The organism is Neoalteromonas flava (assembly GCF_002807685.1).
Taxonomy (GTDB): Bacteria; Pseudomonadota; Gammaproteobacteria; order Enterobacterales; family Alteromonadaceae; genus Alteromonas_E; species Alteromonas_E flava.
On the sequence record NZ_PEAX01000005.1, the window covers coordinates 17,323 to 30,225 of the forward strand.

15 protein-coding genes are annotated in these 12,903 nt (G+C 45.8%); 10 read left to right on the forward strand and 5 right to left on the reverse strand.

Features of this window, described 5'->3' with window-relative positions; translation table 11 throughout:
* The first annotated feature begins 78 nt into the window (after positions 1-78).
* Complete coding sequence (locus tag CSH92_RS12030) at positions 79-507, forward strand: MerR family transcriptional regulator (RefSeq protein ID WP_100658217.1); 429 nt, start codon at positions 79-81, stop codon at positions 505-507.
* Positions 494-1,537 carry an SO_0444 family Cu/Zn efflux transporter gene (locus tag CSH92_RS12035; RefSeq protein ID WP_100657895.1) on the forward strand — a complete coding sequence of 348 codons (1,044 nt, stop codon included), beginning with the start codon at positions 494-496 and terminating at the stop codon, positions 1,535-1,537. Before CSH92_RS12030 ends, CSH92_RS12035 begins: the two co-directional genes overlap by 14 nt.
* A 1-nt stretch (position 1,538) precedes the next feature.
* Here CSH92_RS12035 and CSH92_RS12040 read toward each other — a convergent pair whose 3' ends face one another.
* The 4 genes from CSH92_RS12040 to CSH92_RS12055 all read right to left on the reverse strand — a co-directional run bounded on the left by CSH92_RS12040 (position 1,539) and on the right by CSH92_RS12055 (position 4,861).
* Positions 1,539-2,069, reverse strand: coding sequence for a DUF5655 domain-containing protein (locus CSH92_RS12040; RefSeq protein WP_100657896.1), 531 nt, complete (start codon positions 2,067-2,069; stop codon positions 1,539-1,541).
* Between the two features lie 130 nt (positions 2,070-2,199).
* Entirely contained in the window at positions 2,200-3,843 is a 1,644-nt protein-coding gene (groL, locus tag CSH92_RS12045) for a chaperonin GroEL (RefSeq protein ID WP_100657897.1), read from the reverse strand.
* Positions 3,844-3,880: 37 nt separating this feature from the next.
* The gene (locus CSH92_RS12050) at positions 3,881-4,171 is read right to left on the reverse strand and encodes a co-chaperone GroES (protein ID WP_100657898.1); all 291 of its coding nucleotides are present in this window, start codon (positions 4,169-4,171) and stop codon (positions 3,881-3,883) included.
* A gap of 171 nt (positions 4,172-4,342) precedes the next feature.
* A complete protein-coding gene (locus CSH92_RS12055) occupies positions 4,343-4,861 on the reverse strand; it encodes an FxsA family protein (protein ID WP_100657899.1) in 519 nt (172 codons plus the stop codon).
* A gap of 256 nt (positions 4,862-5,117) precedes the next feature.
* Here CSH92_RS12055 and cutA point away from each other — a divergent pair, with 256 nt between their 5' ends.
* The 8 genes from cutA (at position 5,118) to CSH92_RS12095 (ending at position 12,297) form a co-directional block, all read left to right on the forward strand.
* Positions 5,118-5,441, forward strand: coding sequence for a divalent-cation tolerance protein CutA (gene cutA / locus CSH92_RS12060; protein ID WP_100657900.1), 324 nt, complete (start codon positions 5,118-5,120; stop codon positions 5,439-5,441).
* Positions 5,438-7,264 (forward strand): protein-disulfide reductase DsbD, encoded by a 1,827-nt coding sequence (locus CSH92_RS12065; protein ID WP_100657901.1) that lies wholly within the window; start codon positions 5,438-5,440, stop codon positions 7,262-7,264. Before cutA ends, CSH92_RS12065 begins: the two co-directional genes overlap by 4 nt.
* Positions 7,239-8,078, forward strand: coding sequence for a M23 family metallopeptidase (locus tag CSH92_RS12070; RefSeq protein ID WP_100657902.1), 840 nt, complete (start codon positions 7,239-7,241; stop codon positions 8,076-8,078). The genes CSH92_RS12065 and CSH92_RS12070 overlap by 26 nt, the downstream gene beginning before the upstream one ends.
* 188 nt (positions 8,079-8,266) lie before the next feature.
* A complete protein-coding gene (gene aroQ / locus CSH92_RS12075) occupies positions 8,267-8,707 on the forward strand; it encodes a type II 3-dehydroquinate dehydratase (protein ID WP_205662177.1) in 441 nt (146 codons plus the stop codon).
* 16 nt (positions 8,708-8,723) lie between these two features.
* On the forward strand, positions 8,724-9,173 hold the full coding sequence (gene accB / locus CSH92_RS12080) for an acetyl-CoA carboxylase biotin carboxyl carrier protein (protein WP_100657903.1): 450 nt from the start codon (positions 8,724-8,726) through the stop codon (positions 9,171-9,173).
* A 14-nt stretch (positions 9,174-9,187) separates the two neighbouring features.
* Complete coding sequence (gene accC, locus CSH92_RS12085) at positions 9,188-10,531, forward strand: acetyl-CoA carboxylase biotin carboxylase subunit (RefSeq protein WP_100657904.1); 1,344 nt, start codon at positions 9,188-9,190, stop codon at positions 10,529-10,531.
* Between the two features lie 253 nt (positions 10,532-10,784).
* The gene (locus CSH92_RS12090) at positions 10,785-11,711 is read left to right on the forward strand and encodes a hypothetical protein (protein WP_240612803.1); all 927 of its coding nucleotides are present in this window, start codon (positions 10,785-10,787) and stop codon (positions 11,709-11,711) included.
* Positions 11,712-11,910: 199 nt separating this feature from the next.
* Complete coding sequence (locus CSH92_RS12095) at positions 11,911-12,297, forward strand: DUF1304 domain-containing protein (protein WP_100657905.1); 387 nt, start codon at positions 11,911-11,913, stop codon at positions 12,295-12,297.
* A 15-nt stretch (positions 12,298-12,312) separates the two neighbouring features.
* On the opposite strand, the gene CSH92_RS12100 is transcribed toward CSH92_RS12095, so the two are convergent.
* Positions 12,313-12,744: a hypothetical protein gene (locus tag CSH92_RS12100; RefSeq protein WP_100657906.1), complete on the reverse strand. Its 432-nt coding sequence runs from the start codon at positions 12,742-12,744 to the stop codon at positions 12,313-12,315.
* Between the last annotated feature and the right edge of the window lie 159 nt (positions 12,745-12,903).

Sequence of the window (12,903 nt, forward strand, 5' to 3'; positions counted from 1 at the left end):
CTAGCAAACTAGTAGCGTTATAATATTTATAGATAGGCCGCTGGTTTGGAATAAACAGTGATTGATATTGAGCAGATTATGAAGATCAGTGAATTGGCAGCAAAGAGTGGATTAACCGCTCACACATTGCGGTATTATGACAAGCGCGCCTTGTTACAGCCGCGAAAATCGAGCGAAAACAACTATCGCGATTACACCGAGGACGACCTTGCGACGGCATTATTTATTCGTCGTTGCAAAGAGAGTGGCTTTAGTTTGGAAGACACCGCAGATCTACTGACCATTAAAGATGCGAAAGACAGTCATGTGTGTGCAGAAGCAAAAGCCATTACATTAGCCAAATTGACTGAACTTGAAGAGAAGATTGCGCAATTACAGCGTATGGCAAATACCTTAAACACCCTGGCAAATAAGTGCTGTGGAGGTGCGGAAAGCGCAGAATTTTGTTCTATTATCCGTCAATTAGAGGCAACCCCTGGATCTGGAGACGCGCATGCTTGTCGTTGAGAATTTTATTGCACTATTTATCGAAACAGCGCCCTATTTACTCTTAGGAATGTTGCTGGCCGGGGTTATTCACCACTCTATACCACGTCAATGGATTGATAAAACCCTGGGTAAACGCAGTTCAGTGTTGACTGCTGCGGTTATCGGCGCTCCTTTACCTTTGTGCTCATGCTCAGTGATCCCCGTTGCGATGGGGATCCGCCGCAGCGGTGCCAGCAAGGCAAGTACGGCGAGCTTTTTAGTTGCAACCCCCGAGACAGGTGTTGATTCAATCGGTATAACATACGCACTAATGGGGCCTGTAATGGCAATTGCGCGGCCTATTGCTGCGATCAGTTCTGCGGTCGTTACCGGTATCGCTATCGCAATTTGGGGGCGAGAGTCCACGATTGAGGTAGAACAGCCAGCGACCAAGTCCTGCTGTCATAAGTCCGCGGCACCTAATCCGCAACAAACCTCATTGTGGAATAAAAGCAAAGCTATTTTGCATTACGGCTTTGATAAATTGCTAGCGGATTTCATGAAATGGTTGCTTATCGGTCTCTTTTTTGCCGCCCTCATCGTTACCTATGTGCCGGCTAACTGGATGGCAGAGTACGGGTCAGGCCCTATGGCAATGCTGTTGATGGTCATGGTTTCGATCCCAATGTACATCTGTGCGACTGCATCAACGCCTATTGCTGTAGGACTGATGATGGCGGGTGTATCGCCGGGAGCTGCTTTGGTGTTTATGCTCACCGGACCGGCGACAAACATTGCAACATTGATGGTAATTAAACAGGAATTGGGCAAGCGTGAGTTGCTGGTGTATTTAGTGGCGCTGATTAGCAGTGCTTTAATTGCTGGCTGGGCGCTGGATGGGGTTATTGCGCAGTTCGATTTGAGTATTAACCTGGCCCATGGCGTACACTCAGACATGCAGTCTTTAATTTATTCATTAAGCGCTATTGTGCTTGCAGTATTAATGATTTGGCAGATCATCAAGCGCTTTATACCGAGTCAAAAAGCGCACGAGGCGCATAATCACTAATTCAGCTGGCTTCTGCGTAGGCGGCAATGATTAACTGCAATAAATCATCATCGACCTGCGCAAGTTCAGTTATTTGCACTCGGTGAGAACACATAGTGCCAAAGGGGCCGGATGATTCAAGCCGACCCTCACAAGCTCTGTCGTTGAACTTCAAGCCCAGATCGATACGCGTTTTTGTACTGGGTTGAATGAGTGCGAACTGGCGTTTGCGTTTACACGAAACAGATTTGTTCTTGGGGACGATCTCCACATCACTGCCGATTGTTTGAATTTGCGTTATCAATGCAGTGTAAATCGGTTTGAGATTCTCTTTACCTTTATATTGCGAATTAACCAATTCTTCTGGGTCTTTGCTGGCCGCATCACTTTCGCGAAATTTATGGGCAATAAAATTGGCATAGCCATGGCTGATCCCACATTCGCCTTTTAGAAAGGCCATGATCTCTCCATGCTTGCTAAAGTTTTTAGGTGCTAGTGTTGTTTTCCATTGCGCTAGTGTTTTACCGGTTTTTTCGAGTAAATTCTCTTCCATCTGGTGTCTCAGGTTAACTCGCCTGTCATCAGTGTAGCTTACTCAGGGCAATAGTTTTATTCTACCCCAATAAAAAACCCACGCATTTTGAAATGCGTGGGTTTGTCTAAAGCTAGAGCGCGAGGCTGGCTTACATCATGCCGCCCATGCCGCCCATTCCGCCCATGCCACCCATATCTGGCATTGGCGCTTCTTCCTTCGGTACTTCAGTAACCATTGCTTCAGTTGTGATCATCAAGCTCGCGATTGATGCTGCAAACTGGAGCGCAGAACGAGTCACTTTAGTTGGGTCCAAGATGCCCATTTCGATCATATCACCGTAGGTATCGTTACCAGCATTGTAACCGTAGTTACCTTCACCGTTTTTAACGCTGTTGGTTACTACAGAAGCTTCAGCACCAGCGTTTGAAGCGATTTGACGCAATGGCGCTTCCATTGCACGTAGTGCTAATTTGATACCGTGAGTTTGATCTTCATTATCACCTTGAAGTTCAGTGATTGCTGATGCTGCGCGTACTAGAGCAACACCACCACCGGCAACAACGCCTTCTTCTACCGCGGCACGCGTTGCATGCAAGGCATCTTCAACACGCGCTTTCTTCTCTTTCATTTCGACTTCAGTTGCTGCGCCAACTTTGATTACCGCAACACCGCCAGCAAGTTTCGCTAAACGCTCTTGAAGCTTCTCTTTGTCGTAGTCAGATGTTGACTCTTCGATTTGAGCACGAATTTGTGCGCAACGACCTTGGATCGCATCTTCTTCACCAGCACCGTCAACGACAGTCGTGTTGTCTTTGCTGATCACGACACGCTTGGCAGTACCCAGATCTTCAAGTTGAACTTTTTCAAGCTCTAAACCAATCTCTTCAGAGATAACCGTTCCGCCAGTCAAGATAGCGATATCTTGTAGCATGGCTTTACGACGGTCACCAAATCCTGGTGCTTTCACAGCTGCAACTTTTACGATGCCGCGCATGTTGTTAACCACTAGCGTTGCTAGAGCTTCACCTTCTACATCTTCAGCAATGATCATTAACGGCTTAGATGATTTTGCTACCGCTTCAAGAGTCGGTAACAATTCACGGATGTTGGAGATTTTCTTGTCTACCAACAGGATGTATGGGCTGTCTAGTTCAACAACGCCGTTTTCTTGGTTGTTGATGAAATAAGGTGACAAATAACCGCGGTCAAATTGCATACCTTCAACAACGTCTAACTCGTTTTGCAGGGCTTGGCCTTCTTCAACGGTAATAACACCTTCTTTGCCCACTTTGTCCATCGCTTCAGCAATGATTTCACCGACTTCTGAGTCAGAGTTTGCTGAAATAGTACCAACCTGCGCAATGGCTTTGCTGTCGGCACAAGGAACAGAGTTTGCTTTCAATTGCTCAACCGCTGCAGTGACCGCTTTATCGATACCGCGCTTCAGATCCATTGGGTTCATGCCCGCTGCAACTGACTTCAGACCTTCAGTTACGATAGCTTGCGCTAGAACTGTTGCAGTGGTTGTTCCGTCACCCGCTTCGTCGTTGGCTTTCGATGCAACTTCTTTAACCATCTGTGCGCCCATATTCTCGAACTTATCTTCTAGTTCGATTTCCTTCGCCACAGATACACCGTCTTTAGTGATTGTTGGCGCACCGAATGATTTGTCTAGAACAACGTTACGGCCTTTTGGACCCAAAGTTACTTTTACTGCGTTGGCTAGAATGTTTACACCTGCCAACATCTTCGTGCGGGCGTCGTTACCAAAACGGACTTCTTTTGCTGCCATTTTTTTCTTCCTCTAAATTCTGTGTGGGTTAAAAGTCTTACTCAACGATAGCTAGGATGTCGCTTTCGCTCATGATGAGAACTTCCTCACCATCTAACTTCTCGGTTTTCACACCGTAACCGTCATTGAAAATAACGGTGTCGCCAACTTTAACGTCAAGCGCTTTAACATCGCCATTTTCAAGTACGCGACCATTTCCCACAGCGATGATTTTGCCACGAGTTGACTTTTCTGCCGCAGAACCGGTTAATACGATGCCGCCCGCAGACTTACTTTCTTGGTCTTCGCGCTGAACGATAACGCGGTCATGTAAAGGACGAATTGCCATTTTCAAATCTCCTGAAAATTCCAAATTTACTGGGTTTTTATCTAACGTCCGTTTTAACGGACTGACTAAAAGTTTTTTCTGCGGGGTTAAATGGGTATGCCCCTGATAAACTCAAGGGCTTTCGATGAAAAATTTTAAAAATTTTTACTCTTGGTAGTCGACAAGACTTGTTTAGGGTTTTTCAGAGTTGTCGATTTGCTGATTCGGGTCGGTCTTACGTTCTTGGTATTCACCTTCGATAATATCGCTTTGCTCGGCATTGGAGCGGCGGGTATAGCCATCCTGACCGGATGAATGAAATCCGGTTTGGGTGAATACATGGGTGTGTACCCGCTGACTGTTTGCCATTCTGTGTAATAAGGCTCGCGCAAATAATTTACGGGTCGGAGGTAAGGTAAAAAGCAGTCCGATTATGTCGGTGACAAAACCGGGGGTGACAAGCAACACACCAGCAATCACAAGTAACAAACCCTGTGCAAGTTCGTCGCCGGGCAAGGTCCCCTGTTGCATTTTAGTTTGTGCTTGTTGCAGCGTTGAAAGACCCTCACGCTTCACCAAATACGCGCCAACAAAAGCGGTGACAATAACAATGGCGACCGTATTCCAACCACCAATTACCTCACCGACTTGGATTAACAAGGCGATTTCGACAATTGGCATAATCGCAAACAATAAAAATAAGATGCCCAAAAATAATATCCTCTGCTGTGCTTACCCTATTGCAATTGGGCTGTTCGGATTGAAATCAAGCCTGCAATGGAGGTAGTTAGTGTAAGAAAATATGAGTCAAAACGCGATGCTAGCGTACAGCGAACGCAAAATATTTACGCGTGGTCGATCAACAATTCCGACACTTACGTATGTAACTTACCATAGTCGTTGACATAGGGACTTGTTACTATGCCGACAATTTTGAAATGCTTTGAGCAATTATCAGGTCAATGCTATGAACTCATCGAACAAGTTGGCGTTGGTACTGTGCACAGTGCCAAATAGGGCTACCGGAATTGACCTTGCTCGTGCGTTGGTCGCGGCAAAGCTAGCGGCGTGTGTCAATGTTATTGAGGGACTTACATCGGTTTATCAATGGCAAGCAGATGTAGTTGAAGAACAAGAATATCAATTACTGATAAAAACCTTGCCGGACCAACTTGAGGCTGCATATAAGCTGGTGGTAAGCATGCATCCCTATGATTTACCAGAATGGGTTGTACTGGATGCTCACGCGAGCAAAGATTATTTGAATTGGATGAAACAAGCGTTGTCATGAAGTATAGAAATATCATTTTATTGGTTATCACCTTGGCGTTGGCCTTTCCATGGGCATGTCAGGCACAGGGACTGAATGGTGGTGATCCACTGGCAGATATATTTGCTGAAGAACCACAGTTTCTTAAAGAAGAGCAAGCCTTTCAGTTTGACTTCAGCCAGCGCGGCAATGAATTGCTGGTTACTTTCGATATTGCCGACGGTTATTACCTCTATAAGAAGCAATTTAAAACGGTCACTAAAGATGTCACTTTAGGGCAACCCACGTTTCCAGTCGGGACTGAAATTGAAGACGAGTTTTTTGGTGTATCTGAGGTCTTTTTCAACCAGCTATCGTTAACGTTTCCTATCGAGGAAGCCAAGCAAGACGGCTCGGTAAAACTGCGGTATCAAGGTTGCGCTGAGGCTGGATTATGTTACCCACCGACTACACGGGTGATTTATTTAGATGCAGTAGGCAGTGACAATACAGATAGTGAATTAACCGCTAACGCTATCGAAGAAAGCGATGGAACCGGTGAATCTGGTGTTTCTCAACAGTTTGACTTAGCTGAACGCCTAGCGTCTGACGAAGGTTTGCTGATTACTCTGTTGCTATTTTTGGCGTTAGGCATCGGTTTAGCGTTTACGCCTTGTGTATTCCCGATGTACCCGATTTTATCCGGTATTGTCATTGGACAGGGTAAACAAATCAAAACCTCAAAAGCCTTCACCCTGTCATTTGTATATGTGCAGGGTATGGCGATCACATACTCTTTACTGGGGTTGATTGTCGCTTCTGCCGGCGTTAAGTTCCAGGCCGCACTGCAACATCCAGCAATATTGATTGTACTGATCGTCATCTTTGTATTGTTGGCGCTGGTGATGTTTGGTGCCTACGAATTACAACTGCCCAGTCGTTGGCAAGAAAAGCTCAATAATCTAAGTAACCAGCAGAAAGGTGGTAGTTGGATTGGGGTATTTTTTATGGGCATGATTTCGGGCTTGGTCGCATCACCCTGCACCACAGCACCATTAACCGGGATCTTGTTATTTATCGCTCAATCCGGTGATTTAACCTTAGGTTTTATTTCTTTGTATGCGCTGAGTATTGGTATGGGTATACCGCTTATTCTGTTTGGCATGACCGGGGGTAAGTTGTTGCCTAAAGCGGGCAATTGGATGAACGTGGTTAAGGTCACTTTTGGCTTTATGATGTTAGCGGTTGCGATATTGTTTATTGAGCGCTTATGGATCAGCATGTGGACAGATGTAATGTATGCCGTTCTGGGTTTTGCCACATTTAGCTATTTCTACGTGATGAATCAAGAAACGTCACTTAGCTTTGCCAAAGGCGTACGTTCCTTTGTCATTTTTGCAGGCCTTATTGCGTCAGCGTTCTATGGCTACAATACGCTGCAATTCAACCAAGGGGGGCAACACTCAACAGGTGAAACAGTAAAGGTTGAGTCAACGCATCCGGAGTTTGTGGTAGTTAGAGATTTAGCCGATTTTGAAGCTAAATTGGGCCGTGCAGTGGGTGACGGTAAAAGTGTAATGCTCGATTTGTATGCTGATTGGTGTGTTGCATGTAAAGAATTTGAAAAGTACACCTTTCCCGACCCGGCTGTGGTTGACGCACTGAGCGAAACCGTTTGGATGCAAATTGATTTGACGGATAACACACCGTCGAACCTTGAGTTCCAAGAAACCTTTGCTGTGCTCGGCTTACCCACCATCTTATTTTTTGATAAAACTGGGCGGGAGTTGAGCAAGGCGCGAGTCACCGGCTTTATGCGTGCGGAACCTTTTGTTGCACATGTTCGTCGCAACCTTCCTAAGTAGCGCTACTCGGCCTGTCGCTGCAACGCGATTGCAGCGACACTCATTGTTGCTCGCCCTGTTTTATTGGTTATTCTCAAGCGCTAGTCTGGCAGCTGACTGTTTTGATGGTTGGTTCTGTGTTGACCGAGAAAGTCGTTCGGGCCGGTTGCAACTGTATAATCAAACCCAGTATCCCGTGGTCGTTACCATCAATGCATCTTGGCGCACCAGCAACGGCGTACAAGAGCTAGAAAAAACCGTCAATTTGTTATCTACAAAGCCAGTTACCATAGTGCAATTTGAGTCAGGTGATGCAAAATCTCTGGCTCGATTGCGATACTCAGTGCAATGGGCTGGTGGTCGCCTAAACGCCAAGCATGACCCAAATACAGTTTATTATTACCCCTTTGCCGCGAAACAAGCATTTACTAAAGTGCAAGGCTTTGGTGGGGCATTTAGTCATACCGGAGCATCGCGTTATGCGGTTGACTTTGCTGTTCCGGTAGGCACACCCATCCATGCAGCAAGGGACGGTATTGTTATTGATACTGAAGCGTCGCACACCCGCGGTGGAAGCTCACGTCGCTATGCGCGTTATGCCAACTATATTGTTATTTTACATAATGATGGTACGACCGGTGAGTACCACCATCTGCAGCATCGTGGGGTAGAAGTAAACCGCGGCGATCGCGTTTCTGCAGGTCAGTTGATTGGTTATTCCGGTAACACAGGCTTTTCGTCATTGCCACATTTGCATTTTGCAGTCTATCGGCCGTTATCTCACGGCAATTATGAATCCCTTCCTTTTCGATTTATTGACGACCAACCTCGCTAAAATGTCGGCAAAAAAGCAAGATAAACCTCATTAGACCAGTATTTTGCTGAGATCTTGCAGGTTTTGTCTATAATTCCTGTCTGAGTGTAAATTGAGTCAAATAACAGGTTAAATATTCAGCAATCTGTTAAATGACGGAGTTAATGTGTTAGTTTAGCTGCACGTTCATTGCAAATGGCTGCGAAATTTTGAAGTTACTGTTACTTAATGGCCCCAACTTAAACATGTTGGGTACCCGTGAACCAGAAAAATACGGTTCAGAAAGTCTACAAAACATCGTTACGCGTCTGACTAAAGAAGCCGACGCGTTAGGTATTCAGATGGCACACGTGCAATCCAATGCTGAGCACGAACTGATTGATGCAATACATGCTGCTGCAGGCGAGTATCAAGGGATTTTAATTAATCCAGCGGCATTTACGCATACCAGTGTCGCACTGCGAGATGCACTGCTGAGCGTTGCTCTGCCTTTTGTTGAGGTGCATTTATCCAATGTACATGCGCGTGAGCCATTTCGTCAGCACTCATATTTATCTGATATTGCCATAGGTGTTATCTGTGGCTTCGGTGCAAACAGCTATAGCCTGGGACTGAATGCACTTGTAACTTACTTAAAACAACAATCTTAAAAGACAGAGACAAATTATGGACATTAGAAAGATCAAGAAACTCATAGAGTTAGTGGAAGAGTCGGGAATTGCAGAGCTTGAGATCACTGAAGGTGAAGAGTCGGTGCGTATCCATCGCGGCTCTAGCCAAGCGGTTATGCAGCAACCCATGCAATATGCTGCACCCGTAGCAGCACCTGCGGCTCCTGCTGCACCAGCCGCACCTGCAGCTGCTCCAGTGGCTGAAATTAGCGGTCACGTGGTTAAGTCACCTATGGTCGGTACTTTCTATCGTGCGTCATCACCAGAAGCGAAACCTTTTGTTGAGGTTGGCCAAACAGTCAATGTTGGTGACACATTGTGTATCGTTGAGGCGATGAAAATGATGAACCAAATCGAAGCCGACAAAGCCGGAGTTGTGCGTGAGATTTTGGTAGAAAACCAAGACGCTGTTGAATTCGACCAACCGATGTTCATTATTGAATAAGCGAGTATCCCACTATGCTTGATAAAGTATTGATAGCAAACCGTGGAGAGATCGCTTTACGGATCTTACGCGCTTGCAAAGAACTTGGGATTAAGACTGTCGCAGTGCATTCCACTGCTGACCAGAATCTCAAGCACGTGCTGTTGGCCGACGAGTCCATATGTATTGGTAAGCCATCAGCCACTGAAAGTTATTTGAACATTCCTCGGATCATTGCGGCCGCAGAAGTAACTAACTCCATTGCTATTCATCCGGGTTATGGATTTCTAGCCGAAAATGCCGATTTTGCAGAGGCGGTCGAACGTTCTGGCTTTATTTTTGTTGGGCCAACCGCGGATACCATCAATCTTATGGGCGATAAAGTCTCTGCCATCAGTGCGATGAAGAAAGCGGGGGTGCCTTGTGTGCCTGGCTCCGATGGACCATTGACCAACGATACTGAAAAGAACAAAAGTATTGCCAAGCGTATTGGCTATCCAATAATCGTTAAAGCCGCGGGTGGCGGTGGTGGTCGTGGTATGCGTGTGGTGCGCAGCGAGGCTGAATTGATCAATGCCATCAGCACCACACAGGCGGAAGCCGGTGCCGCGTTTGGCAACAGCATGGTTTACATGGAGAAGTTTCTTGAGAATCCACGCCATGTTGAGATCCAAGTATTGGCCGACGGTCAGGGCAATGCCATCCACTTAGCGGAACGTGATTGCTCTATGCAGCGACGCCATCAGAAGGTTGTAGAAGAAGCGCCTGCACCTGGAATTTCTGAGCAAATGCGTAACAAGATAGGTGAACGCTGCCGCCGTGCGTGTATAGAAATTGGCTATCGTGGTGCTGGAACATTTGAGTTCTTGTACGAAAATGGCGAATTCTATTTCATCGAAATGAATACGCGTATTCAGGTTGAACATCCAGTGTCTGAAATGATCACTGGGGTTGATTTGATCAAAGAGCAATTGCGCATTGCAGCAGGTCAACCCTTGTCTATCGATCAGTCGCAAATCAAAGTGCGTGGACATGCTATCGAGTGCCGCATCAACGCTGAAGATCCAGATACATTCATTCCTAGCCCCGGCAATATCAATATGTTTCATTCGCCGGGCGGATTGGGCGTGCGCTGGGATTCGCATATCTATGCTGGCTATAGCGTTCCCCCTTACTATGATTCAATGATTGGTAAATTGATCACATACGGTGAAAGCCGTGATGAAGCCATCGCGCGCATGCGTCATGCGCTAGATGAGCTGGTGATCGAAGGGATTAAGACAAATATTCCGTTGCAACGTAAGATCATGGCTGACGAGAACTTCTCCGCTGGTGGTACGAACATCCACTATTTAGAAAAGAAGCTTGGTATGGCATAAGCTATAGCTGTTGAGCACGGTCGCTAATGCGAATGCTGGATTTTTAAGAAGGCCCCTCTACTAGAGGGGTTTCTTATTCTTGCTTGCGCAAACGTGTGCAAAAATCATTTATAAGTGAGTTTTGGTTCAGTTAGGTCGCAAGGTTTTGTATCAACTGGGTGTAAATGAATGTGAGCAAACTTAATTCGAGTCAGCTAATATTGACTAGCAGTGCTCAATGATGCTGGTTCTATTTTAATCAAGGAGTCTATATTTGTTGACCCGATTTGGTGTTCTTGCGGTTGGATTTGCGCTTTTCTATGGTACTTGGGTTGCGCCCGTAAACGCTAGTTTCAGTCAAAAACTGGATTTACAGAGTCGAGTCGATAAGCGCTCTGATCGAGCGGTGCGGTATCAATATCGTGCGCGTTATTACCCCCAATTTACTTTTGATAATAGCTGGAGTGCCCATGCCTTTGCGGTAACCGGTGATGACTTTGCTTCCAGCCATAACACCGTCGACGATGGTGCAGCAGATTATTTTTATTTGCGTCGCTTGTATCTGCGTCATCAGGCCAGCTACGGCAAGACCGAATTGGGCATTATTCCAACCTATAAAGGAAGAGTGTCGTCCTCCGGTCTATCCAAGGACGGCTGGATTGCTGGGGTACGTCATGTGCGACAACTGGACAATAGCAGCCAATTTGAAGTGGTTGTTGGACAACTCAATGAGTTAGATCCGGCGCGTGCGTTCAATGCTCCCGACAAGCTAGATTATGTTGAACTGGAATATTCAGCGCGCATGGACAAACGCAGTAGTTACGAATTTAGCTTAGAGCGAATGACGGAAGCAAACTTTATCCGTAGTGAGTTTCGTTACAAGTTCGCTCAAGAACATACCGTCTTTGCTGAATGGGTCAAACGCGCTGAAAACAGTCAATCTAAACTAGTGCTGGGGCTAGAAGGAAATATTGTACTTGGGCAACAGCCGATCGAATACTTTGCGCACTACAGTTACGTTAGCCCAGAGTTTGGTTTACGGGCGGAATTAACTGAAGATTTTCTTGGTGATGGTCACGGGATGTCAGCTGAACTCAGTGCTGATATTGGCGCTACAGATTTTGCTTGGTTTGTAAGGGTGGACTTAGTCGAGGGCAGGTCACGTTTGCTCGCAGGCATGAGCTGGTCATTTCGTTCATAAAAAAGGCCCACACAAGGTGGGCCAAACAGCAAGAACGCGTACACACTTCAACAGTGCGTTTAATTTTACGCATGATGATTGGCATTGGATCTAAAATTTTTCGGATTTTTATACGCCGAAAAGCGAGTGAGATATTTATTTTTAAATAATTAAGTAGTTGAGCTGACGTCTTACTCATCGAACTATTAGCGGAGTATTTATGTGGTGGATTAGCCGTATTTTGATAGCGACTGCAGGGATTTTTCATGTAGGTTTTTTTGCTCTTGAAAGCGTTTTCTTTATGTCTGAGTCGATATACAAGCTATTTGGCGCAGAAAGCTTAGAGCAAGCAAAAACGATGCAAAATTTTGCCTTCAACCAGGGGTTTTATAATTTATTTCTTGCCGTTGGAGTTTTAGGGGGTCTGCTGTTTGAAAGTAAATGGAAGGAAAACGTCGGATTGTCAATCGCTGTCTTTTCGAGCTTATCCATGATTGCAGCAGGACTCGTTTTATACTTCAGCACGGGGAAGATAGTGGGAGCAAGTGTTCAAGCTGGAATACCAATGCTTGGATTACTTTTTCTATATTTTAGTAGAAGTAAGTAAGGAAACCTCGCGGTGTTAGGCACATTTTAGTGGGCTCAAGGTGTGGCTAGTTGGATTAAACCCTTTCTCACGCAGCCAATTTAGTGCGTCTGCAGAGTATTCAAAATGTTGATACACGTCCGGATTTTTGCTGGTCGCCATTGCTGCTGACAGAACAAAGTCTTTGATCCCACTGGCGCGATACACCAACGCATCACAGGCCAATCGATTGCTTTTACACCAATTCTCAAGTTGAGCAATCAATTGAATACAATCTGGCGTGGCAAGGTCCCATTCATCCAGATAGGTGATATGACCCCATGGAGCGTTTATAAGGGGTGCGGCGATTGTCTTAAAATTTCTGCAGTAGGCTTGGGTGGCAATGAAATCATACTGGCCTTTGACGACAGCCACGAGTACATCGTTTTCACGCCACAGGTGATAATGCTTTGTTTTAATCTCGTCCATCGCAATTGCGCCTCATTACTGGTTATCTATAAACTTAGTCAAACCGCAGGAACTTGCAAAATCATCGGCCTACTTTTGCGATAAATGGAAAAAGAACAGAGTTATCTGATCCGGGCACGTGGCATTTAACGTATCGTTTGAGGTTAGTCACAATCGGTA

Excerpts from the sequence above, each read along its gene's own strand:
- CSH92_RS12030 (WP_100658217.1), top strand. The coding sequence starts at position 79 with ATGAAGATCAGTGAATTGGCAGCAAAGAGTGGATTAACCGCTCACACA.
- CSH92_RS12035 (WP_100657895.1), top strand. The coding sequence starts at position 494 with ATGCTTGTCGTTGAGAATTTTATTGCACTATTTATCGAAACAGCGCCC.
- CSH92_RS12040 (WP_100657896.1), bottom strand. The coding sequence starts at position 2,069 with ATGGAAGAGAATTTACTCGAAAAAACCGGTAAAACACTAGCGCAATGG.
- groL (WP_100657897.1), bottom strand. The coding sequence starts at position 3,843 with ATGGCAGCAAAAGAAGTCCGTTTTGGTAACGACGCCCGCACGAAGATG.
- CSH92_RS12050 (WP_100657898.1), bottom strand. The coding sequence starts at position 4,171 with ATGGCAATTCGTCCTTTACATGACCGCGTTATCGTTCAGCGCGAAGAC.
- cutA (WP_100657900.1), top strand. The coding sequence starts at position 5,118 with ATGAACTCATCGAACAAGTTGGCGTTGGTACTGTGCACAGTGCCAAAT.
- CSH92_RS12065 (WP_100657901.1), top strand. The coding sequence starts at position 5,438 with ATGAAGTATAGAAATATCATTTTATTGGTTATCACCTTGGCGTTGGCC.
- CSH92_RS12070 (WP_100657902.1), top strand. The coding sequence starts at position 7,239 with ATGTTCGTCGCAACCTTCCTAAGTAGCGCTACTCGGCCTGTCGCTGCA.
- accB (WP_100657903.1), top strand. The coding sequence starts at position 8,724 with ATGGACATTAGAAAGATCAAGAAACTCATAGAGTTAGTGGAAGAGTCG.
- accC (WP_100657904.1), top strand. The coding sequence starts at position 9,188 with ATGCTTGATAAAGTATTGATAGCAAACCGTGGAGAGATCGCTTTACGG.
- CSH92_RS12095 (WP_100657905.1), top strand. The coding sequence starts at position 11,911 with ATGTGGTGGATTAGCCGTATTTTGATAGCGACTGCAGGGATTTTTCAT.
- CSH92_RS12100 (WP_100657906.1), bottom strand. The coding sequence starts at position 12,744 with ATGGACGAGATTAAAACAAAGCATTATCACCTGTGGCGTGAAAACGAT.